The organism is Chryseobacterium sp. CS3K3.1 (assembly GCF_059515165.1).
On record NZ_JCAKRV010000015.1, the window covers coordinates 82,326 to 106,947 of the forward strand.

At 38.8% G+C, this 24,622-nt stretch carries 21 protein-coding genes; 18 read left to right on the forward strand and 3 right to left on the reverse strand.

The annotated features are described in order from the left end of the window. Positions 1–4 precede the first annotated feature (4 nt). The 14 genes from AC5YGI_RS15025 (at position 5) to AC5YGI_RS15090 (ending at position 18,741) form a co-directional block, all read left to right on the forward strand. Positions 5–1,270 carry an NAD(P)/FAD-dependent oxidoreductase gene (locus AC5YGI_RS15025; protein ID WP_496168875.1) on the forward strand — a complete coding sequence of 422 codons (1,266 nt, stop codon included), beginning with the start codon at positions 5–7 and terminating at the stop codon, positions 1,268–1,270. 82 nt (positions 1,271–1,352) lie between these two features. After that, the gene (locus AC5YGI_RS15030) at positions 1,353–3,503 is read left to right on the forward strand and encodes a zinc-dependent metalloprotease (RefSeq protein ID WP_496168876.1); all 2,151 of its coding nucleotides are present in this window, start codon (positions 1,353–1,355) and stop codon (positions 3,501–3,503) included. A gap of 113 nt (positions 3,504–3,616) precedes the next feature. After that, entirely contained in the window at positions 3,617–4,111 is a 495-nt protein-coding gene (locus AC5YGI_RS15035; protein ID WP_330746443.1) for a GNAT family N-acetyltransferase, read from the forward strand. 324 nt (positions 4,112–4,435) lie between these two features. Next, positions 4,436–4,852, forward strand: coding sequence for an RrF2 family transcriptional regulator (locus AC5YGI_RS15040; RefSeq protein WP_062669451.1), 417 nt, complete (start codon positions 4,436–4,438; stop codon positions 4,850–4,852). Positions 4,853–4,935: 83 nt separating this feature from the next. After that, entirely contained in the window at positions 4,936–5,649 is a 714-nt protein-coding gene (locus tag AC5YGI_RS15045; protein WP_330746445.1) for a phosphoadenylyl-sulfate reductase, read from the forward strand. Between the two features lie 11 nt (positions 5,650–5,660). After that, positions 5,661–6,569, forward strand: coding sequence for a sulfate adenylyltransferase subunit CysD (gene cysD, locus AC5YGI_RS15050; RefSeq protein ID WP_496168878.1), 909 nt, complete (start codon positions 5,661–5,663; stop codon positions 6,567–6,569). Positions 6,570–6,662: 93 nt separating this feature from the next. Further along, entirely contained in the window at positions 6,663–7,901 is a 1,239-nt protein-coding gene (locus tag AC5YGI_RS15055; protein WP_496168879.1) for a sulfate adenylyltransferase subunit 1, read from the forward strand. Between the two features lie 4 nt (positions 7,902–7,905). Next, positions 7,906–8,736: a serine O-acetyltransferase EpsC gene (gene epsC, locus AC5YGI_RS15060; protein WP_496168881.1), complete on the forward strand. Its 831-nt coding sequence runs from the start codon at positions 7,906–7,908 to the stop codon at positions 8,734–8,736. A gap of 27 nt (positions 8,737–8,763) precedes the next feature. Next, on the forward strand, positions 8,764–9,675 hold the full coding sequence (gene cysK / locus AC5YGI_RS15065; protein WP_496168882.1) for a cysteine synthase A: 912 nt from the start codon (positions 8,764–8,766) through the stop codon (positions 9,673–9,675). 23 nt (positions 9,676–9,698) lie between these two features. Beyond that, on the forward strand, positions 9,699–10,544 hold the full coding sequence (gene cobA / locus AC5YGI_RS15070; RefSeq protein WP_496168883.1) for a uroporphyrinogen-III C-methyltransferase: 846 nt from the start codon (positions 9,699–9,701) through the stop codon (positions 10,542–10,544). Then, the gene (locus AC5YGI_RS15075; protein ID WP_496168884.1) at positions 10,534–12,246 is read left to right on the forward strand and encodes a diflavin oxidoreductase; all 1,713 of its coding nucleotides are present in this window, start codon (positions 10,534–10,536) and stop codon (positions 12,244–12,246) included. Before cobA ends, AC5YGI_RS15075 begins: the two co-directional genes overlap by 11 nt. A 34-nt stretch (positions 12,247–12,280) precedes the next feature. Next, complete coding sequence (locus AC5YGI_RS15080; RefSeq protein WP_496168886.1) at positions 12,281–13,957, forward strand: NADPH-dependent assimilatory sulfite reductase hemoprotein subunit; 1,677 nt, start codon at positions 12,281–12,283, stop codon at positions 13,955–13,957. Between the two features lie 384 nt (positions 13,958–14,341). Beyond that, positions 14,342–17,218, forward strand: a complete 2,877-nt coding sequence (locus AC5YGI_RS15085; protein ID WP_496168887.1) for a TonB-dependent receptor — start codon at positions 14,342–14,344, stop codon at positions 17,216–17,218. A 5-nt stretch (positions 17,219–17,223) separates the two neighbouring features. After that, entirely contained in the window at positions 17,224–18,741 is a 1,518-nt protein-coding gene (locus AC5YGI_RS15090) for a TSUP family transporter (RefSeq protein ID WP_496168889.1), read from the forward strand. 617 nt (positions 18,742–19,358) lie between these two features. Here AC5YGI_RS15090 and AC5YGI_RS15095 read toward each other — a convergent pair. Together AC5YGI_RS15095 and AC5YGI_RS15100 are read right to left on the reverse strand one after the other, a co-directional pair. Further along, a complete protein-coding gene (locus AC5YGI_RS15095; RefSeq protein ID WP_496168891.1) occupies positions 19,359–19,748 on the reverse strand; it encodes a DoxX family protein in 390 nt (129 codons plus the stop codon). 152 nt (positions 19,749–19,900) lie between these two features. Beyond that, complete coding sequence (locus tag AC5YGI_RS15100; protein WP_330746456.1) at positions 19,901–20,881, reverse strand: polysaccharide deacetylase family protein; 981 nt, start codon at positions 20,879–20,881, stop codon at positions 19,901–19,903. Positions 20,882–20,971: 90 nt separating this feature from the next. Here AC5YGI_RS15100 and AC5YGI_RS15105 point away from each other — a divergent pair, with 90 nt between their 5' ends. Genes AC5YGI_RS15105 through AC5YGI_RS15115 form a run of 3 tightly spaced genes read left to right on the forward strand, consistent with a single transcriptional unit; the run spans position 20,972 to position 22,584 of the window. After that, positions 20,972–21,817, forward strand: coding sequence for an AraC family transcriptional regulator (locus AC5YGI_RS15105; protein ID WP_330746457.1), 846 nt, complete (start codon positions 20,972–20,974; stop codon positions 21,815–21,817). 59 nt (positions 21,818–21,876) lie between these two features. Further along, positions 21,877–22,338: an NUDIX hydrolase gene (locus AC5YGI_RS15110; RefSeq protein WP_330746458.1), complete on the forward strand. Its 462-nt coding sequence runs from the start codon at positions 21,877–21,879 to the stop codon at positions 22,336–22,338. Between the two features lie 18 nt (positions 22,339–22,356). After that, positions 22,357–22,584, forward strand: a complete 228-nt coding sequence (locus AC5YGI_RS15115; protein WP_062669420.1) for a hypothetical protein — start codon at positions 22,357–22,359, stop codon at positions 22,582–22,584. A 64-nt stretch (positions 22,585–22,648) separates the two neighbouring features. On the opposite strand, the gene AC5YGI_RS15120 is transcribed toward AC5YGI_RS15115, so the two are convergent. Next, complete coding sequence (locus AC5YGI_RS15120; RefSeq protein ID WP_062669418.1) at positions 22,649–23,140, reverse strand: hypothetical protein; 492 nt, start codon at positions 23,138–23,140, stop codon at positions 22,649–22,651. A gap of 270 nt (positions 23,141–23,410) precedes the next feature. Between AC5YGI_RS15120 and AC5YGI_RS15125 the strand changes: the two genes are divergently transcribed. Beyond that, on the forward strand, positions 23,411–24,562 hold the full coding sequence (locus AC5YGI_RS15125; RefSeq protein ID WP_330746459.1) for an SH3 domain-containing protein: 1,152 nt from the start codon (positions 23,411–23,413) through the stop codon (positions 24,560–24,562). Positions 24,563–24,622 lie beyond the last annotated feature (60 nt).

Below are 24,622 nucleotides of genomic sequence, written 5' to 3' on the forward strand. Positions count from 1 at the left end.
GCATATGGCACAGAATAAAGGAAAAGCACTCATCATCGGTGCAGGAATAGCAGGATTAAGCTCAGCGTATTACCTTTTACAAAAAGGATGGCAGGTGGAAATTCTTGAGCAGAATGACCTCACCAACAACTGCTCTTATGGCAATGCAGGCATGATTGTACCCAGTCATTTTACCCCATTGGCAGCACCGGGAGTTGTAGCACAGGGAATACGCTGGATGTTCGACAGTAAAAGTCCGTTTTATGTAAAACCTTCACTCAATTCGAGACTTATATCCTGGGGATTGAAATTTTTAAAACATTCCAACCAGAAACATGTTGACTATTCTGCAGCAGCCATCAGGGATCTTAACCTGGCGAGCAGCAGGCTTTATAATGAGATCGCGCAAAAAGATGAATTTGATTTTGAGCTGAATCAGAATGGTATTTTAATGCTCTATAAAACCGAGAAAGTTGCGGAAGAAGAAACAGAACTTGCCCACAAGGCAATCAGTATGGGTTTACCCGTTGATATTCTGGGTAAAAAAGAAATTCAGGAACTTGAACCCAATGTTCAACTGGATGTTATCGGAGGAATCAATTATAAATGCGATGGCCACATGAATCCCATGAAACTGATGAAACAAATGATTTCTTATCTTAAAAATAATGATGTCATTTTTCATACCCATCATCGGGTAACAGACTTTGAAACTTCCGGCAGCAAGATTAAAACGGTCATAGCAAATGGTAAAGAATTTACTGCAGACCAATTTATCATGACGGGAGGTTCATTCTTGCCTGAACTTGCTCAGAAAGCAGGTCTTAAAATCCATTTAATGCCTGGAAAAGGATATTCGTTGATGCACCAACCGGAAAATCCACTTAATAGGTTGGAGCATGCCGCTTTATTACTCGAAGCCAGAGTAGCAGTAACTCCAATGAACGGACAGATCCGTTTTGGCGGAACGATGGAACTGGCTTCCCATCAGGATACAATTAATATGAAAAGGGTAGAAGGAATTATCCGGTCTATTCCCAACTATTTACCCGACTTCAAGGTTGAAACCCCAAAAGAATCTGAAATCTGGTTCGGATACAGGCCTTGTGCCCCGGATGGACTTCCGTATTTAGGACGGTCTTCCCAATTGAAGAACCTGATTATCGCAGGCGGAGGCGGTATGATGGGACTAAGCTTGGGACCCATTTTTGGAAAAACAGTTTCAGAACTTGCCAATGACCAAAAGGCAACGGTTGATATAAAGATATTCAACCCTGAGAGATTTAGTTAAAAAACATCACATAACACACCAAGTTAAACCCAAAACAATTTGATCATTTAAATAATTTATTAACCACCAAATCCAAAAAATTATGAAAAAATTTAAATTACTATTACTTGTTTCCCTATTTCCAGCAATAGGTTTTGCTCAGGAAAACAGACCTCGTGAGTGTAAAGCAGATGAAATGATGAAACAACATTTTGAACTGCACCCTGAATCTAAGGCTGAATATGAAAACTTTGAGAAATACACCAAAGAGTTCATAAAAAAAATGGGATCGGACAAAAATTCATTGAATAATAGCAGGATCAGCAATCCAACTTACATCATCCCTGTGGTTTTTCATGTGTATGGAGAATCTCAGAGCAATGTAAAAGTAAATTACCAAAAAGTAGTTGACTTACTGGAACAGATCAACTTAAATTTCAATGGAATCAACACTGATTCAAATACTGTAGATCCTGACTTTCAATCTATCAGAGGAGCATTAAGCATTGAATTTCGATTAGCTAAAATTGATCCAACCGGAAAAGCAACAAGCGGAGTGGTATTTCACCCCTTCAAAGGCGGATATGGCAACGGAGGCGGATATGATGCACAAATTGGAACGGATGCCTGGGATAATACAAAGTATATGAATGTGTATATCCAAAATGACCTGTATGCTAATAAAGATTTATATCAGTCAGGAGTTGCCTGGTATCCGGATTCATACATGACTTCAGTAAATACAGCCAGAGTTGTTTATAACGGACGTTATATATTTAATGCTGCAGGAACAGTAGCTTCAAACGAGTTTTCTGATACATTCACTCACGAATTCGGGCATTGGCTAAATCTTCAGCACACGTTCAATGTTCTGTGTTCAACTACAAACCCTGGTAATGATGGGGATGGAGTTGCTGACACCCCTGTAGAAAATGCATCTTCCGGATTGGGATGTAACGCTGGTAACAATTGTCTTGGACAAAAAGTAAACGTTGAAAACTATATGGGATACAACGGCTCTTCCGGCTGTTATAAAATGTTTACCAACGGACAGGTTAACAGAATGCTGGCAGCATTAAACCATCCTTCGCGAATAAATTTATGGCAGCCTGCCAACTTAGCCGCAACCGGAGTTGCCAATACGCCACCTAGGCTAACCCTTAGCAACAGTACATTTACAGAGAATTTAAACAATAATGGAGCCGTGTCATTAGATGGAACAGTAGCATCTGCCCCTGCATCAAAGATTACGCTAAACGGAGCAACATTTGCCCTGCCAAATGGAACAACTCTTACTTCAGGAACTCATTTCACGTCTTCATTGCCAGCAGGATTAACTGCAAGTATAGTAGTTACAAGCCCTACTACAGCTACACTTACCATCAATGGTGCTGCAACCAGTCATTCTAAAAGCCAGGTCCTGAATTCATCAATTACATTCCTGAATCCGGCTATAGCAGGAGGAACAACTTCACTAGGATCAACAACAGCTTTGGCATTAACTTTTTCTTATAAAGATCCTTACAAAATAGTTACAGGAACTCCTCTGGAAAGTTATGCCAACCCAACACCAACAACAGTAACCACCAACTCAGGGGCAACTTGGAAATATTTTATCATTAACCCGGAGCTTAGTGATGATGCTGGATATGGCGCCTGGTACTATGGAGCCAATCAATTAAAATTGGAAACTTATTGGAAAGGATTAGTGTGCCAAACAGGAACAAGAAATATTAGTTTAATTCCAGCCTGCACCACTATAACGAATGCAAATAATATAGGGTATCCAACTTGGACTCCCGGACAACTGGATGTGTATACTCCTACCTATACTACCTGGTCTGGTAAAACCGCTTATGTTGGTTTTAGAAACCAATTCGAAGGCTACGATATTAACGGCTATTTCAAAGTGAGCGTTGGGGCCAATGGTTCAAATTATTCTGTCACTGAGTTTGCATATAATACACAACCAAATGGCAGTATTACAACACCTTGTGCATTATCATTTTCCACTGCAGACGTTGATACAACCAACTCAGAAACTTCCATCTATCCAAATCCGGTTTCTGATGTATTGAATATTAAAACAAAAGGGGAAATTAAATCAATTTCTGTTTATGATATGTTTGGAAGAAAAATGAATGCAAAAGTTATTGGTGATAAGGTTGAGGTTAAACACTTCCTGAGCGGAACTTATTTAATTGATATTGAAACTTCTTTAGGGAAATCTTCCCAAAAATTCATTAAAAAATAGTTTCGTATTCATATACAGTTGATTGGGCTTCATTGTAAGCCCAATTTTTTTATCCTGTTTATGAGCAGTTCTTCATTTATTTATGTAATTTTATTCTTTGATAACAATATTCCATGCATTATAAAAACGACAGGATCATTATCCGTGAATTTACCCCTGAAGAATTTTCATTATTTTCCACTCTTTTTGAAAATGAAAATGTAACCCGATATCTGCCCTATAAAACCCCGGAAGAATATAAGGAAATGTTTGACAAAGCATTGGCAGATTATAAAGAGGGACCATTCAGCAGATGGGGAATTTTCCATCCCCAGAACAATGATTTTGTAGGAATGTGCCTTGCCAGAACCTTTCTTGACAATCCTGATCAGATGGAAATAGGCTATACTTTAGATGAAAAATACTGGGGTAAAGGTCTCGGAACCGAAGTCTGTAAAGCACTTGTTGACCACTGTTTATCAATAAATCATCAGAAAGATATCGTAGCAGTAACGGATCTTGATAATATCGGGTCCCAAAAAGTACTTTTGAAAAGCGGCTTTAAAAGAGTTGAAAATCTTGCACGAGAAGATAGGGAACTGGCGTATTTTGTTTTACAGAAAGAGTAAACTTGTGGCTCATATTACAAACGGAGGACTTAGAATTCCCATCTTGTGGAGGGATGGCGAAAATTCAAAGAATTTTTGACGGGGTGGTTAGCTTTTCCCACAGATTTCACGGATTTACACAGATGTTTGTGTATTATAAAAATCTTCGATTTTTAAACTTAAGTGAACTTGTCAGCAGTTTATCTGTACTTAAAATCAACTTAAGTGTTTTTATCTTTTGTGGCTTTTGACTTCGTCGAATCTTCGATTTGTGGTTAAAATACAAAGTTTTCAGCTATAAAAACATTTCATTTATCAGATAATTTATCATAACTTGCAGGAATTATGATGTCGAAACGTTGCAAATATGCGCTTAAAGCAATGGTCAGATTAGCAAGGAATTATAACCAGGGCTTTCTGCCAACTTCCGTTATTGCACAGGACGAGAACATTCCCAAAAAATTTCTGGAACAAATCCTTCTTGAACTTAAAAGAGCAAAACTTGTCAACAGCAAGCAAGGCAAAGTAGGAGGGTATTACCTTTTAAAATCACCTGATGAGGTCTCATTAGCAGATATTTACCGTATTTTCGACGGTCCTATTGCGCTAACACCATGCGTTTCTTTAAATTTTTACGAAGCATGTGATGATTGTGTGGATGAAGCGGTATGTTATCTTAGGAAAGAATTAATGATCGTTCGTGAAAAGACCAGAAAAAGCATGATGGAAGCTACCTTAACCAAGTTCATCAATAAAGAATAAAATTTTTTTTATTTAAATTCTACTATTTTGATAGGAGTTATAGAATTTTATATATATTTGCAAGACTTAAATCTCAATTCAAAATGGAAAACAGTCTGAAAAATGAATTCGAAAATCTTGTAAAAGAGGCTGATGAAGCTTCTTTTCAAACCAATGCACTGCAAATACTGACTGAAAGATTCCCGGGTAAAGTGATCTTTTCAACCAGTTTCAGTTACGAGGATCAGGTTATCACTCATCTGATTAAAGATTTAAATATTGAAATATTCACTCTGGATACGGGAAGACTTTTTGAACAAACCTATGAAACCTGGACCTCTACGAAGGCATTTTTTAAAAAGAACATCAAAGCCTATTATCCGGATACGGACGAGCTCAGAGAATTTGTCACAGAAAACGGCCCTGATTCATTCTATCAATCTGTAGAAAAAAGGAAAGCATGCTGTACCATCCGAAAGGTTCATCCTTTAAGAAAAGCGTTGGAAGGCTATGAAGTCTGGATCACAGGTCTGAGATCCGAACATTCTCCCAACAGACAGAATATGCCTCAGCTGGAGTGGGATCCTGATAATAAAATCATCAAATTTCATCCCATCCTTCACTGGACGACAGAACAGGTGACAACGTATGTAAAAGATCATCATTTACCTTACAATCACCTTCATAAAAAAGGATTTGTGAGCATAGGATGTGAGCCCTGTACCAGAGCGATCAAGGAAGGAGAAGATTTCAGAGCAGGCCGTTGGTGGTGGGAAGATGCCAATAAAAAAGAATGCGGTCTGCATATTCATCAATAAAAAAGAAAAACATGTCAATACATCATTTAAATTATTTAGATCAGTTAGAAGCCGAATCTATTTATATATTAAGAGAAGTCGCAGGCCAGTTTGAACGTCCGGCGTTGTTATTCAGTGGAGGAAAAGACAGTATTGTACTGGCTCATCTTGCAAGAAAAGCATTCTTCCACGGAAAAATTCCGTTTACATTTGTTCACGTAGATACAGGCCACAACTTTCCGGAAGTATTGGATTTCCGTGATCAGCTGGTAGAACAGCTAGATGTCAATCTGGTAGTGAGGAAAGTGGAGGACACGATAAAAAGTAAAAAATTAACCGAGGCTAAAGGGAAATTCCCTAGCAGAAACTGGCTTCAAACCTACACACTTCTTGATACCATTGAAGAATTTGAATTCGATGCCTGCATCGGAGGAGCCAGAAGAGATGAAGAAAAAGCAAGAGCAAAAGAAAGAATCTTCTCCGTTCGTGATGAATTCGGGCAGTGGGATCCTAAGCTTCAGCGTCCTGAGCTGTGGAATATCTTCAACGGAAGAATCCACAAAGGAGAAAATGTAAGAGTTTTCCCAATCAGCAACTGGACAGAGCTTGACATCTGGAATTATATCCGAAGAGAGAAAATTGCACTGCCTTCCATCTATTTCTCGCATGAAAGAGAAGTCATTGACTTCAACGGACAGTGGCTGGCCAATTCTTCCCATGTTGTACTGGAACCGGAAGATATTATTACCACCAGAAAAATACGTTACCGTACCGTAGGAGATATGACCTGTACTGCAGCTGTGGAATCTAATGCTTTAACGATAGATGCTGTCATCGAAGAAATTGTAGCCACAAGAATCTCTGAGCGTGGCGAAACCAGAATTGATGACAGGGTAACAGAAGCCGCTATGGAGGACAGAAAAAAAGGAGGCTATTTTTAATCAATGATAAAAGATAATTGATCAATGATTACACAAAGTATTTCATCAATTATCATTCATAATTTATCACTTATCATTTATAATTAACATCGGATGGATATATTAAGATTTATAACAGCAGGAAGCGTGGATGATGGTAAAAGTACCCTTATCGGCAGATTGCTTTACGATAGCAAAAGCATTTTACAGGACCAGTTGGAAGTCCTTGAAAAACATTCTAAAAACAAAAATGAAGACGGGGTAGATCTCGCGCTTTTAACAGATGGTCTCCGTGCAGAAAGAGAACAGGGAATCACCATTGATGTTGCCTACCGTTATTTTTCAACGGCAAAAAGGAAATTTATCATCGCCGATGCTCCCGGGCATGTACAATATACCCGCAACATGATCACCGGAGCATCCAACTCAGATCTGATGGTTATTCTGATTGATGCAAGAAAAGGAGTGATTGAACAAACCAGAAGACATTCTATCATCGCTTCTTTATTACAATTAAAGAAAGTTGCTGTAGCCATCAATAAAATGGATATGGTGGATTATTCCGAAGAAGTTTTTGAAAATATAAAATCAGAATATGCAAAAATTGCTGAAAATCTTGGACTGAATGACGTAAGTTATTTTCCCATCTCAGCATTAAAAGGAGATAATATTGTTTCAAAATCTTCCAGAACAGACTGGTATGAAGGAGCTTCTTTACTGGAATATCTTGAAGAAGTAACAATCAATGAAGAAAAAAATAACGGAAGCCGTTTTCAGGTTCAGTACGTGATTCGTCCTCAAACCGAAGAACTGCATGATTACAGAGGATATGCCGGACAAATATTAAGCGGAAAGTTCACCAAAGGAGATAAAATTCACATTCTTCCGGCGGACCTGACCACTGAAATCACTAAAATTGAGATCAATGGCATTGAAAAAGAAGAAGCCTTTGAAGGCCAGCCAGCCGTTATCCATTTGGCTCATGATGTAGATATCAGCAGAGGAGATATTTTTGCTACGGAAGAACATGTTCCCACCGTTGAAAAAGATCTTGAAATCCTTTTATGCTGGCTTGATCAGAAACCGCTGCAGCAAGGAAACAAATACCTTTTGCAGCAGAACAGCAGACTGATAAAAGCAGTAGTAAAAGAGGTAGATTACAAGATCAATGTCAATACCCTTATCAGAGAACAGGCCGATGGAGAGATCAAACTGAATGAAATTGTGAAAGTTACCCTGCGAACGGCACAGCCTTTGGTCTATGACAGCTTTACCAATAACAAAACAACGGGCTCTGCCATTCTGGTGGATGAGACGTCCAATTCAACGGTAGCAGCCTGTATAATTCAATAGAAAAATGGCAATTTCCGATCAATTAACAGAGAGAATTCATCAGACCAAGCAAAATAATATTCATGGATTCTTTGATAAAATAAAGACAAAAAAATGGGTGAAGGATTTGTACGAAACACTTTTCCTTCCTCAGGATGACAATACTGAAGATCAGCTGAAAAGAAATTTTGAAGTGCTCCAGGAAACACTTTCAGACCTTATCAATACGGTAACGGGAGATAAAATTATTACCGAAAAACAGGTTAATCGTTTTTTTGAAGCTTTACCACAACTCTATGATCAGCTGGTACTGGATGCAAAATCCATTCTGGAATTTGATCCTGCCGCTGACTCACTGGAAGAAGTATACCTGGCATATCCCGGCTTTTTTGCCACGTATGTTTATCGTATCTCGCATCAGCTCTGGAGTCAGGAGGTAAAGATTTTACCCCGTGTGATTTCAGAATATGCCCACAGTAAAACGGGAATTGATATTCATCCGGGAGCCACCATCGGAAAGTCTTTTTTCATTGATCACGGAACAGGAATTGTGATCGGAGAAACAACGGTTATCGGAAACAATGTCAAAATCTATCAGGGAGTAACCCTCGGAGCCTTGAATGTTTCCAAAGAAAAAGCCCATCAGAAAAGACACCCCAATATTGAAGATGATGTGATTATCTACTCGGGAGCTACTATTCTGGGAGGCGAAACTACCATAGGCAGAGAAAGTATTATCGGAGGAAATGTCTGGGTTACACAGGATGTTCCTGCCAACTCTCTGGTGTACCACAAAAGTGAAATAAAAATAAAGGATAATTCTTCATTACCGGAATCATTAACCTTTGTGATCTAAAAAAACAAAAATAAAAAGTACATTGATATGAAATTTCAGAATGCATTAGAAACGATTGGGAATACACCCGTCGTGAAAATCAACAAACTCTTCGGTTCAGATCATGAAGTCTGGATCAAACTTGAAAAAAACAATCCGGGGGGAAGCATTAAAGACAGAATCGGACTGGCGATGATTGAAGATGCAGAAGCCAAAAGGTTATTAAATAAAGACAGTGTTATTATAGAACCTACCAGCGGAAATACGGGAATAGGACTCGCTCTGGCCGCTGCCGTAAAAGGGTATAAGCTAATCCTTGTCATGCCGGAAAGCATGAGTATAGAACGCCGTAAAATCATGGAAGCTTATGGAGCAGAATTCGTGCTTACTCCAAGAGAAAAAGGAATGAAAGGGGCTATTGAAAAAGCTAATGAACTTGCTGAAGAAACACCCAATTCATGGATTCCAAGACAGTTTGACAATCCAGCCAATGTAAAAGTACATGTAGAAACCACAGCACAGGAAATTTTAAAAGACTTTCCTGAGGGACTTGATTATATCATTACCGGAGTAGGAACCGGAGGACATATCACCGGAATAGCAAAAGTGGTTAAAGAAAAATTTCCTAACGTAAAAGTAATTGCTGTAGAACCGGAATTATCTCCTGTATTAAGTGGAGGAAACCCGGCACCACACCCGTTACAGGGATTAGGAGCAGGCTTTGTACCTTCCATTCTGGATATTACTCTTTTAGACGGAGTGATTACAGTAGGCAAAGAAGAAGCTTATGAATATGCCCTTAACGCAGCTAAAAAAGAAGGTCTTTTTGTCGGAGTTTCCACAGGAGCCGCTTTAGCATCCATCGCCAAACATTTACCGGAAATACCACCTAACGCTAAAATCCTGACGATTAATTACGATACCGGAGAGAGATATCTGTCGGTAGAAGGACTTTTCTAATTCCTTAATTAACAACTACTTCAATGAAAACAAATATAAAATCACCAAAGGTCTTCCTTATCGGTGCAGGGCCCGGCAACCCTGAACTGATCACTGTAAAAGCTGTAAAAGCAATCGCAGAAGCTGACGTTGTTTTATGCGACCGCCTTGTAAGTCCTGAAATTCTGGAAACCTACGTTAATGAAAACACAGAAATCATTTATGTAGGCAAAGAATGCAGCAAAAATGCTTCCACCCCTCAATCTCATATCAATACTTTGATGGTGGAATATGCCCGTCAGAATAAAACGATTGTAAGACTCAAAGGAGGGGATGTTTCCATATTCTCGAATATTCTTGATGAATTACAGGCTTTAAAAGAAAATCATATTCCTTACGAAATCATTCCGGGAATTACAGCGGCTTTAGGGGCAGCAGCCTTTGCAGGGATGCCTTTAACGGCAAGAGGATATTCTACATCTGTACGTTTTCTGACGTATTATAAATCGGAAATCGTGAGTGAAGAGTATTGGCAAGAGCTTGCCTTAACCAATGATACCCTTGTTTTCTACATGTCTAAAGGAAATCTTACTCCTCTTGTGGAAAAGCTGAAAGCACTTCAGATTTCAGGTGATAAAAAAATTGCAGTCATTGAACAGGCTACAACGCCTTTCCAAAAGGTGTACACTTCATCATTTGATGATTTTAACGAAAAATTCGGAGATAAAACCTTTGCATCTCCTTCTTTAGTTGTGGTTGGCAAAATTGTCAATCTGCATGAAAAATTTTCATGGTTGGAAAATGCCGAGCAGGAAGGTCTTTATTTTAAATCAGTAGAAAACGGAACTCTAATCCCTACCACTCAAAATTTCTTTGAATATGCTGTCTGAATCTAAATTAAATGTATTAAAACAAATCTCCGGAGACCTCTCCAGAGACGAAGCCATCTGGGCAAGCGGATATCTTGCGGGTATTGCCGGAGGGTCCTCAATTACGGCCGTTCTGCCACCACTGGAAGCGAATACCACTACACAGAATGCTGTAAAGAAAATAACGCTGGCTTACGGTACAGAAACCGGAAACAGTAAGAAACTGGCTACTGCACTGGCCGGTATAGTGAAGAAAAAGGGACTTCAGGTAAAGCTGGCTGACCTTTCCCAATACAAGCCTAAAGATCTTACAAAAGAGGAATTCTTCTTTATTGTCATCAGCACTCAGGGAGAAGGTGAACCGCCTGCTCTTGCTAAAAAATTCTACGATTATATTCATGAAAATGAAATTGATCTCAGCGGACTTAAATACGGAGTTCTGGCATTGGGAGACAGCAGTTATCCTCTGTTCTGCCAAACCGGAGAAGATGTGGATTCACGTTTTGAAATATTAGGTGCCCACCGTATTATTCCATTAAAGAAATGTGACATTGATTACGAACAGGAAGCTTCTCATTGGATAGAACATGTATTTGAAACAGTGCATAAAAGTGCTGGTCAGAGTACAAAAAATGCTTCAGCTCCAAAGGTTTCTACCGGAAGAAAGAAATATCAGGGAAAAGTTTCAGCCATCATCAACCTTAACGATATTACCTCAGAAAAAGAAACCTATCATATTGAAATTGAAACTGAAGAAGCGCTTAGTTACCGCCCCGGTGCAGCTTTGGGAGTGATCCCTTTCAATTCAAAAGAGGTTGTAGATGAGATTATTACACTCACAGGAATTAATCCTAAAAAACAGGTTGAAACAGCAAAAGTTACAGACACTGTGGAAGAACTCCTGCACAAGCATCTTAACATCAGCTATTTACTTAAATCTGTGGTGGCTCAATATGCAAAAATAACAGGACATTCCATTCCGGAAGTTAGATTAAGCCTTCTTGATCTGCTTAGGATTTACCCTGTAAAAAATGCAGATGAATTTGAAGAAATCATACAGATATTAACCGCTCAGGCGCCGCGTCTGTATTCCATTTCCTCCTCTGTGGAAGCGCATGGTGATACGGAAATTCATATTACGGTTGCTAAATCTGAGTTCTTTATTGACCATCAGAAACATAATGGGTTATGCAGTGGTTTTCTGAGTGAATTCAAAGAAGGGGAAGCGTTGGAATTTTATATTCAGGAAGCAGGACATTTCAAATTGCCGGAAGCGGATAAAGATATCATCATGATTGGTCCGGGAACAGGGATTGCGCCTTTCAGGTCATTCCTTTGGGAACGTGATGCCACAGGAGCAGGAGGAAAAAACTGGCTGTTTTTCGGGGACAGGAACTTTGTATCCGATTTCCTTTACCAGGCAGAGCTGCAGGATTTTCTCAAAACAGGCAGTCTGACGCATTTAGATCTCGCTTTTTCAAGAGATACAGCTGAAAAAGTATATGTTCAGCACAGGTTGGAACAAAAAGCCCAGGAAGTATTTTACTGGCTGGAAGGCGGAGCATCGGTGTATGTATGCGGTGCTAAAGAACCCATGGCCCGTGATGTAGAACAAACGCTTCTCACCATTATACAGAATGAAGGAAAACGCAGCAAAGAAGATGCTGTAACCTACCTGGAAGAAATGGAACTGAGCGGCAGATATGCTAAAGATGTGTATTAAAAAGAAGTACCCGTAAAAATTAAAGGAAACAATTATGAACAACAATAAAGAGAACCTTTCACCGGTAGAAAAAATTAAAACCGGCAGTAACGGACTCAGAGGAACTTTAAAGGAAAGTCTTGCAGATAACTTCACCGGAGCCATCAGAGAAGATGACCAGACTGTGATCAAATTTCACGGAATGTACCAGCAGGACGACAGAGACAGAAGGGAAGAGCGTGTCTCCAAAAAACTGGAGTGGCTGTATTCTTATATGATCAGATTAAGACTTCCCGGCGGTTTTTTAACTCCGGAACAATGGGTTGGATTGAATGAAACCGCTGAAGATCATTCCACAGGAACCATTAAAGTAACGACAAGACAAACCATTCAGCTGCATGGTATTTTAAAATCTCATTTAAGACCTACCATCCAGAGCTTCAATCTGCAGCATCTGGATTCTATTGCGGCCTGTGGAGATGTCAACAGAAACGTAACCTGTACAGCCAATCCTTCGGAATCGCCTTTACAGCAGGAAGCTTATGAACTGGCCGGAAAAATCAGTGAAATGTGTCTTCCGAAAACCAAAGCTTATTATGATATCTGGATTGATGATGAACTTCTGGTAGACCGTAAAGCAGAGGAAGATCCATTGTATCAGGACAGATATCTTCCAAGAAAACTGAAAATAGGAATTGCCGTTCCACCCAATAACGATGTGGATGTATTCATCAATGATATTGCCTTAATTGCGATTATCGAAAATAATAAAATCGTAGGATATAATATTGCTGCCGGAGGAGGATTAGGCGCCACTCACGGAAATGAAGCCACGTATGCCCGTCTTGCTTCTATCCTTGGATTTGTGGATACCGAAGAAAAAGTATTGAAAGCCGTCTACGAAATTATCACGGTACAAAGAGACTTTGGAAACAGGAGCGACCGGAAATTATCAAGATTAAAATACACCATTGATAAATTAGGTATCGATCAGTACAGAGCTGAAGTAGAAAAGAGAGCAGGCTTCAGTTTTGAGCCGGCCCGTGAATTTAAGTTTACACAAAGAAAAGACCGCTACGGCTGGATACAGAATCATGAAGGAAAGTGGTTTTACACCGTATTTGTAGAGCATGGAAGAATCCTTGATATTGAAGGATATCCTTTAAAATCAGGACTGTTAAAAATTGCACAGACAGGGAAAGCCAATTTCCGTTTTACCTGCAACCAGAACCTTATTCTTGCTGATATTGATGAAAAGGATAAAGCTGAAATTGAAGCTGTTTTAAAAGAGTACAGAATTTCAGAACATACCGACGGAGCAAGTGCTTTACGTAAAAACTCTGTTGCCTGTGTCGCTTTGAATACCTGTTCACTGGCTCTGGCAGAAGCACAGCGTTATCTGCCTTCACTGGTCACCAAAATAGAACCTATTCTTGAAAAATATGGCCTACTTGAAGAAGATATCACGATCCGTATGACCGGCTGTCCTAACGGCTGCGGAAGATCTCCCAATGCTGAAATCGGATTTGTGGGAACAGCCTATGGGAAATACAATCTTCACATTGGTGGAGACCGCTTAGGAATGCGACTGAATACAAAATTTAAAGAAAATATTGGTGAAGAAGAAATTCTGACCACCCTGGATGAACTTTTCGGGATTTATGTACAGAAAAGACTTGCAGAGGAAACATTTGGTGATTTTTCATACCGTTATTTACCTACCTTAAATTAATTATATGGCTGATTTTCATTATGATCTGAAAAAAAACAAAAAAGCTCAACCTCTTCATTTAAGCGGACGAATGTGTATGTGTTGTTGATTCTTAAATAACAATACAAACAAAGCTGTTTGAAGTTTTTCGATTCAAAACCGCAAAGTCACAAAAGTTTTAAACCCTTAAGCTTTTTAAGAGCCAAACTTTGTGCATAATAAGTACACCTAAGTTTTGTAAAATCTTTGATTTTCATCTAATGTAAACTTTTCTACAGTGTCATTTTAAACTTACATAATTGAACTAAAGTGTTTTAAAATGAAAACTTTTGTACCTTTTGTGGTAAAAATAATCAATGTAAAAATTCAAACAGCTTCATTTTCAACCTAAAAAATGAAGAAAAAATGAAAAACAAAAAGCAGGGAAATTTTCTACCAAAAGCAGGTATTATTGCATTTACATTTCTATTTTTTAACCTGGCAGAAGCTCAGCAGCAACTTATAGAGCTTAGTGGAAGCATCAAAAACACAGGAACAAGCAAAGGTCTTGACTCCGTAAAAGTACAGATCGAAAATACACAGGATACCGCATTAACGGATCAGGCAGGTAATTTTAAAATCAGAACAAGGGTCACCATTCCCTTCAGGGTGGTGATTCGGAAAGATGGCTTTACCAGTCAGACAGTTGAAATACTTTCACCTTCCAACAAAATAACGGTAGGTCTTAATCCTCAGAATACCATTATTGATGATGTTGTGATTTCAGCCTCCAGAGTGCCTGAAAAAATATTAAGATCGCCGATCGCCATTGAAAAAATTGATATAAAAACCATCAGGGAAAGTCCGGCAGCTTCATTCTATGAAACACTGGAAAATGTAAAAGGGCTTCAGCTTTTAACATCAAGCCTTACGTTGAAAATCCCTAATTCAAGAGGTTTCAACTCACCTAATAATTTCCGTTTTATGCAGCTGGTAGATGGCGTAGATGTACAATCGGCAACGTTGGGAGTACCGTTGGGAAATGCGATAGGACCTACGGAACTGGATATCCAATCTATGGAAGTGACTCCGGGAGCAGCATCTGCATTATACGGGATGAATGCCATCAACGGACTGGCAAGTTTACAGACTAAAGATCCGTTTACCTCTGAGGGGATAAGTGTTTATTTCCGTGGCGGAGTAAATCATGTAGACAATGTGAACCATAAAATAAGTTCTCTGGGAGAAAGTGCTATCCGTTTTGCAAAAGTGATCAATAAAAACTTTGCAGTGAAAGTCAATGCCTCTTATTTCAGTGGAACCGACTGGATATCGAATAATCTGACCGATCAGAATCCGGGATCATTGGTTACAGCCAATCCTAATTTTGCTTTGGCCAACAATCCGGCTGAAGATCTTTGGAATAAGTATGGAGATGAAAGAAACAACCGTGTTGCCGTAAAAGTAGATTATAACGGAAAACCAACCACATTCAATGTTTCAAGAACCGGATATCTGGAAAAAGATCTGGTAAGTCCTGATGTGAAGAACATCAAGTTCGATGCTGGATTATATTACCGTTTCGGAGATCAGTGGAGAACATCTTATGTATATCGTTATGGTTTGCTGGACGGAACTTTCCAGAGAGGAAATAAAATCCGTCTGCAGAATGCTACGGTTCAGAATCATAAAGTAGAACTCACAGGAAGAGAATTAACCTTCAGAGCTTATGTATCGATAGAAAATACAGGAGATTCCTATAATCTCAAACCTTTGGCAGATAATCTTGATCTGACGAATCTTTCCAATACCAACTGGAAAAATATATTCCAGACCGCGCTTCAGAACAGCCTGAATGCCGGAACCAATCTTAATGAAGCATTTACTCTCGCCCGTCAGGAAGCTGATAAAAACAGGGTTGTACCGGGAACCGCAGCCTTTGAACAGCTAAAAAATACCATTATCGGAATTAATAACTGGGATTCGGCCAATGGAGGCGTAGCAGGAGCTCCGGCAACAGGCGGGGCAAAACTGGAACAGAAATCCCGCTTTTATCAGGGAGAACTGACCTATGATTTCAGCAGGTTTGTGAAGATATTCAGCCTTCTGGCTGGTGTAGATTACCGCCTGTACAGCATTACTCCGGATGGAAACAATTTTGTCGATTTCAATCGTCCCGTGAATGAAAGAAACATTCCTTTAGCCAATGGTACTTTCGGGAAAGATGTTACCTATCAGAAATATGGGGCTTTTGCACAGATTACCAGGCTTTTCTTTGATGATAAATTAAAAATCAATGCCGCTTTACGGATCGACAGAAACCCGGAATTTGAAGCTAAACTCAATCCAAGAATAAGTGTAGTGTATTCCCCTGTAAAACAGCATAATTTCAGGGCATCTTTCCAGAACGGCTATCGTTTTCCATCTTTATTTGAAGCCCTTTCATTCGTGAATAACGGAAATGTAAGAAGAGTAGGAGGTCTGTCCAAAGTAAATGACGGATTAGGTTATCTGGAAAACTCCTATACGCTGGCTTCCATTGATAAATTCACCTCAGCAGTAAACGCTGATGTTGACGCAGGAAAAACCCAGGCTCAGGCAGCCCAGGATAATAAGCAGCTTTTAGCGGTAGCCAATCTGCAGAAGTTACAGCCGGAGAAAATCAATTCGTTTGAAGTAGGGTATAAGTCTACTTTTTTCAATAATAAACTGGTGCTGGACTGGGATTTTTATTACAATATCTACGAAGGATTCCTTGGTCAGGTAGAGGTGGCTGTTCCTAAAAACAGCCAGGTAGGAAGCAGTGCAGCCGTACTTGCAATGCTCGACAGAAGTAAACAGGACCGATACAGGGTTTATACGAACAGCAACAGTACGTATAAAAGTTATGGAACCTCTTTAGGAATTCGTTATAATATCACAGGAAATTATAATGTAAATACTAATGTTTCTTATAATGATCTGGCTTCCAATAATAACTCAGACTTATTTATCACCGCTTTCAACACCCCGAAATGGATGGTGAATGTAAGTGTTGGAAACAGAGAAATTGTTAAAAACATAGGGTTTACCATTGTCGCAAGATGGCAGAGCAGCTTTATGTGGGAAAGTCCTTTAGCCTCAGGCCAAATTCCTGCTTATTACACCATTGATGCACAGGCTACATGGAAACTGCCTGAAATTCATGCCCATATTAAAGTCGGAGCTACCAATCTACTGAACCGCCGTTACTTCCAGTATGCAGCAGGCCCTGAAATCGGAGGACTGTATTATCTCGCTTTTACGTATGACTTAAAACTGTAATCAGGATGAGCAATTCTTTATATCCCATCTTTTTAAAACTTGAAAACCTGTCGCTGCTGATCATTGGCGGAGGCAAGGTTGCCCTTGAAAAACTTGAATCTGTTCTGGGCAATTCACCGGAAACATCTATCAAACTGGTAGCCAAAGAAATTATTCCTGAGGTCAGAATTTTACAAAATCAGTTTTCCAATATAACTATTCATGAAAGAGCATATCATGACCACGATTTTAACGATACTGATCTCGCCATTATTGCAGTAAATGATATTGATCTGGCCGGGGAAATCAGAGAAAAAGCCCAACAAAAAAGTGTACTGGTCAATATTGCGGATAAACCTGATCTTTGTGATTTTTATTTAGGATCTATTGTTAAAAAGGGAAGTCTTAAAATAGCTATTTCCACCAACGGAAAATCTCCGACTATCGCTAAAAGATTAAGAGAAACCTTTACCGAAGTGATTCCTGACGAAATGGATCATGTACTGGACAACATGCAGCATATCCGTAATCAACTGACAGGCGATTTTAATTATAAAGTAAAAGAACTTAATAAGATTACAACAGAATATCTGTCCGAAGGAAAAGTTGCTGCAAAACCGGATATGGAAATTCAAAAGCTGATCAGTATCACCAAAACAGCCCAGAGAAAAGCCAATATTTATCTGGCCATCATTGGTGTTTTACTTCTTTTCGGCTTATTTGGCCTTGTCGTATATCAGTTCAGTTTATCTGATGATATTCAGCATTTTCTGAACAAAGATGGCCATATTTTTTACTGGATGCTGTTTGCGGGCTTTATGGCAGAAATTGTCGCCGGATCAATGGGAATGGGCTACGGAGTGATATGTACTACCATCCTTTTACTGCTGAATGTTCCGCCTCCCGTTGTAAGTGCCAGCATTCACTCTGCTGAATCGTTTACCACAGCAGCCGGGAGTTTCAGTCATTATAAACTGGGAAATGTGAATAAAAAAATGGTCTGGGTGCTGTTTCCATTGGCTATTGTGGGTTCTGTTATCGGTGCTTTAACACTGTCTCATTATGGTGAACATTATGCTCACATCGTAAAACCAATTATTGCCTGCTACACGCTCTATCTTGGAATTAATATCTTAAACAATGCATTTAAAGATAAAAAATCCGGACAAGCGAAAGCCAAACGTAGAACCAATCTCAGAATATTAGGATTGGCAGGCGGCTTCATAGATTCTTTTGCCGGCGGAGGCTGGGGACCTTTGGTAACCGGAACGCTGATCAAAGAGGGAAGGATTCCCCGATATGTAGTGGGAAGTTCTACTGTTGCCAAGTTTTTACTAACCATTACCAGTGCCATTACCTTTATTTTTACCATAGGTATCCACCACTGGAATATTGTTCTGGGACTTTTATTGGGTGGTGTCTTTACCGCCCCGTTTTCTGCGATGCTTACGGCAAAACTTCCAACAAAGAAAATGTTTGTGGTGGTAGGAATGGTGGTTATTGCCATGAGCCTTATTACGATAACAAAATCGATCTTCTCATAAGAACAAGTATACATCAGAAAGTATTAAACGCAGAGATTTTAATGTTTACTTTATTTTGAGGCATCAGGGGGAAAATTAATGATGCACCTTATGGGCACTACCATTACTCATTTTAGTAGAAATCTGAACCATTAAAACTTTGCGTTTTTTATAAGCACTTTTTATTTTACAGATTGTTTTTCTTTTTTAATTTGTTCAATTCCCTGTCTGTAGGTAGTTACATTAAATTCCGGGAATCTTTAAGGCGAGCTTTAACTATAAAAACAGAGTAACTGAATCTAAGGAAGTTGTAACATAATCTCTGAACAATGTAAAAAAGCAGAAAATAATTAGGCTGAGAAAATAAAAATACAGCATTGAATCATTCTTAACCACAAAAGGCACAAAAGTTTTAAATACTTCAATTTTTTCAGAGCCAAACATTGTGCGTAATAAGTACACCAAAGTTTTGTGAAATCAAAGATTTTCATCTTATGTGAACTTTACTGCGATATCATTTTACCTAAATAAACTTAAGTGTATTAAAATGAAGCCTTTTGTGACTTTTGTGGTTGGATAAAGAGTAAAAAAAATTATAATAATCAGGTAATTCTTTACTTTTTTCAGCCTTACTGTTTTTATTTTCTATCCAATGCCAGATAATTATCCTCAATTCTGCTGATCAGAATGTAGAACAGACCTGCATAGATCATCTGAATGCCCATTGCTTCCCAGTTTTCAACAGTACTGCTTCCAAAAAGCAACAGAATAATGAGAGAAGCTCCGGCCATCGCCGCAATACGGGTTTTAAAACCAATGATCAGCAGAAGGCCGATTATAAATTCGAGAAAGGGGAGAGTGACACCAAACAGGTGTACCAATGGCTGCGGAAGCCAGCTTGTTTCAAAACCCTTCATCATTCCTGATGCAAAGTCCTGCAATTTCACGAGACGAACCAATCCGTGTCCCAAAAAGTTGATTCCCATCGACACACGAAGGAAAAAATAGGCTGTTTTTGTGTTATTCATAAAGGTATTTTTTTTAGGATGGAAGCGGGAAGCCGGATGCTGGAAGATATAAATCTGTTGGGATACACTTTTATTGTGTTCATCATTATTCAATTATTCTGTAATTGTTTTTACAGACTTCGATAACTTCCTTCCTCCAGCTTCCCGCTTCCTTACTTATTAAACTTTTCTTCGCTGTTGTCAACCGGAGTATCGGGATCGTTCATCACCATTTTAGCAATATCATCTTTTCTCATAAAAACGACTCCCTGTTTTTGTTGTGTATATTGAATAAATTCCTCCATGGCATGTACCATTGCAGGAGTTCCACCTATTCTGTCATGAAAACTGATACTCATCATTCTCCTTTTGGAAGCTCCTTCTTCATACAAACGGTCAAATTCAAATTTCAGCTGGGCCAAAAACTGCTCCGGGCTCCAGTGTTTCCCTTCAATATTGACAATATCATTGTTACGAAGCGTATAAGGAACGACCACAAAGTTTTTTCCTTTTACTTTAGTTATAAAAGGTTCATCATGGCTCAGGTCATCGATATGATACAGAAAACCCAGTTCCTGCAATACTTTAAGTGTATTCGGGCTTCTTCTCAGCCAGTTGGCATTATAACCAACAGCTTTCTGTCCTGTAATCTTTTCTACAACATCCACACCTTTCTTTACGAAATTCAGTTCGTCAGCATAATTTTTATTCCACTGGTTATCCCAGGTAAAACCATGAGCGGCAATTTCATGACCTCCGTTTGCAATAGCTTTGGCGACTTCAGGATACTTTTCAGCAGCACTTCCTACGACATGAGAGGTAACTTTAATGTCGTATTTTTTCCATAAATCCAGCATACGGTAAATTCCTTCATTTCCTCCGTAGCGGTACCAGCTTTCTGCGGGAAGGTCCGGCTGTCCCTTGGGAAGAGGAGTTCCACTGAAAGGACTTTCAGCGCCTTCCGGTTGTCCACCCGTTTCAAACTGCATGGAAACGGAAATAACCAATTGAGCACCATTGGGCCAGTATTTTTTTGTTTGGGTCTGTCTTTCATGCTGCTGCTTTTTTTCTGTTGTACCCCTTTCATGATCAGAAAAGGACATCAGAACAATTGCTGAGGCAAGCAGCAATACTGATTGTTTTATATATTTCATTTTGAATGTATTGATAAGGCAAAATTCATCAATAATCCATTGGCATATATTGTAAAAATTAATGGTAAATTTGTAAAAATCCATTCTTCTATGAAACGAATCGTTAATTTCAACTCTTTCAATGTTTTCAGTATTGAAAAGGAAAACTGGGATGTTGAGTATCACAATCATAATTTTTATGAACTGATCATTATAGAAAGCGGAAAAGGATTTCATCACCTCAACAGCATTACTTTCCCGTATAAAAAGGGGGATGTATTTCTGCTCAGACCAAGTGACGGTCATGAATTTTCAATTAAAAACAAAACGAAATTCATTTATATAAAATTCACAGAACAGTATATCTGGGAAAACTTACTGCCCAACAAAAAGAATGAACTTAAAAAGGCTGTACAGCTCCTGATGGAAGATCATTCCTTCGTTTATGAATCAGCGATTAAGAGTAAAACAGACAGGGAGCATCTTTTACAGCTTGCCCGGATTCTTCTGTATGAATTCAGCCATAAAAACACCTATAACAAAGAGATAACTACTGATCTGTTTTCGGGTATCATGACTATTCTGATCCGGAATACGATGCAAAATGCTAATGCCAAAAACCGGCTCACTCAAAATCTAAACAGAATTGAAAAGATCCTGTATTATATCAATGTCAATGCTCTGGATGCTGATAAAATGAAAATTGATAACCTGGCTGAAGAATTTATGCTTTCTCCAAATTACATCAGCATTTATATTAAAAAACAGACAGGTTTCTCGATACAACAGCACATCATACAGCATAAGCTGAAGACTGCTGAAAAGCTTTTACTGCAAAGCCATTATAATATCAGTGAAATTGCCGACAGGCTGGGTTTCAATGATGCCAGCCATTTTAATAAAATATTCAAAACGTACAAACAAATGTCACCCTCTCAGTTTAAAAAGAAAGGTTGATCTTATTGATCATCTGATTATATATTTTTCATATCTTTAATAATCAAATCTTTAAACCCATGAAAACGAGTTCCGGGATTCTGCTCTTTAAAAAAGAAAAAGACAGTCTGTATTACTTTCTGGTTCATCCCGGTGGTCCTTTCTGGAGAAATAAAGATTCTGGCGCATGGTCTATCCCCAAAGGAGAGATTCTTCCCGATGAAGATCCCTTGGAGAGGGCATTAATGGAATTTAAAGAAGAAACAGGTACAACAGCAGAAGGCCAATTCATAGAATTATCACCCATCAGACAAAAAGGAGGAAAAACAGTTTATGCATGGGCCCTGGAAGGAGATATTGATACTTCAGACCTTTACAGCAATAGTTTTCCATTAGAATGGCCGCCCAAATCCGGCAAAATAATTGAAGTTCCCGAAGTGGACCAATGGGAATGGTTTGCTTCAGAAGAAGCTCAAAAACGGATCAATCCGGCACAGAAAGATTTCATCACAGAACTTGAAAGTATATTAAAAAATCACTAACACCTAACAACAAAAACCATGAAAAAATTAAACAGAAAAACATTAAAAAACATGATCGGAGCCATTGGAATAGAACTGAATCTTCCTCTTCCTGTAGGCGTTTGCCTTGGCAATCTGCTTTCTCTTTGCCCTCCTCACTCTCATTGCCGTGCAGATGAAAGGTGCTATCCTGATGCTGCCGGCCCCTGCATCAACGGGCTTTGTCCATCAGGCTACCACTGCCATTCGGGAGAATGTGTCAGATAAAATAAGAAAACAAAAAAACCTTTATCAGTGCTGATAAAGGTTTTTTATATGGTACAACTATAATTTATCGTTTTATCCCAATCGCTTTTAATGCACTGGATGTTAAAAAGATATCATCAAACACCGTCAGTGATTCCACATCATTGAAGCCTGTAGGAATCAGGTCATTTTTATTAAAAGACAATTCAATAGAAGGGTCGTATGAAGCAATGATTCTCACTTTTGAATATCCATTATAATCTACCTTAAAGCCTTCAAACATACAGTTCTGCTCGGCCTTCTGATACTCTGCATATTCTTCGAAACCTACAATATCCGTTCTTCTTCCATCGTTATGGTCAAGAGATTTCCATGCGGTATAATTTTTCGGTTCTTTCAGAATATTCCCTTTACGGTCTACAGGGACAAACATTCCAAGAGTCAAACGCTTCTTTAAGAAATTGGCATAATTATTCATCAGATTCAAAATCTGAAGATCGGCATATCCTTCGTGTGAATAATATTCCAGCACGAAAGTTGTCATCGGAATCAGCTTAAGAGAAGCATCAGTGGGCATAATGAGTTTTTACTTTTTTGGCCGATAAAAATAGTATTTTTATTTACTTTACCCAATGGGAACAGATGAATAGGATGGAATTTATACCCATTCTGAATAACAATAACTTTGGCATAAACCCTGATTTTTCATTATTTTTGAAGGAATAACCACAGAAACCATTATGAACCATCTGCAAAAAACAGGATCGTTTTTGTGGATACCCATTACAATATGTTGAATAAGATACTATTGGCAGCCGGCATTTTTCAGTGCTGCTTTTATAATACCATGGCACAAAGCCCTGGCCAACGCCCTGTTTATACGTCAGAATGGGGACATCTCTTTCGTGAAAGTGGAAAAAATAAAGATCTTTTAGGAATATTTTCTACCGAAGCACCTGTTTATGTTCTGGATTCTACCCAAACACAATACAAAGTACAGGTAAGCAACGGTGATATTGGTTTTATAGACCGTCAGCCGTTACAAAAAAGCATGCGTGGGAAAAAGTCTGCCGGCGAACCCGCTCAGTATTTTTATAGAGGAACAGAAGGACATCAATGTCCGCATTTTTATGTGCAGGTATCTGAGCTGCGTGTACGAAAAGCGCCTACCACAGAAAGTAAAGCCATACGCAGGGCTGCTTTAAACGAACTTGTCTGTATAGATTATGTTCCTTTATATGAGGATGGCTGGATTTATATCGGGGATCACTTTCATGACAATCCGGAATATATTCAAATGAAATATCTGGGAACCGGACTTACTTACGACAGGATTCTGAAAGATTATCTTGCAGTTAAAGGTAAAAACAAGGAAAAAGAACTGGCTCAGGTGGGAAGATTACGTGAAATTGCATGGCAGGAAGATAAAAACCTTAAACAAGCATTACAGTACTGGAAAGAATCCAATACCGGCATAGAAAATCCAAAAGTAGATATCGATTTTGAACTTCTTCTGGCAGATCAACTGGCAAAAAAACCAGAAACTGAAGCTTATGAAAAAAAGCTGAAAGCCTTAAACATGCATTTTGTGTGGAAAGAAACCCAGCTTTTTGACGGCAAAATCACTGATACGCAGATGAAACAGCTGGAGATGCAGAAGGTAAAAGACATTCCCAATACCCCTGAATGCGGATGGGAACCTCAATATTTTTACAGAACCTCTGATATGATGGTTGCTTTTGAAGAATATAAAGGAAAAGTTTCCGGAAGCATTTACAAAATGTCCTTCAACAATGGCGAAGCTGTGATTCTGGGAAATGAACGTATGGATTCTAATTATAACGAAAAGGACTTTGTCAACCATTTTGGAAATTTACTCTCAACACGCTGGATTTCTTCTCCGCACGAATATCACATTCAGAATGGAGATGCCGGGCTCTTTATTTTTACTTTTAAAGAGGGGAAGCTTTTCAGCTATGAATGCATGTATTATTGTTAAAAGTTTTTAAATTATTATTATCATAGAGGCGGGCTAATCCCTGATTTATATATCAATAGA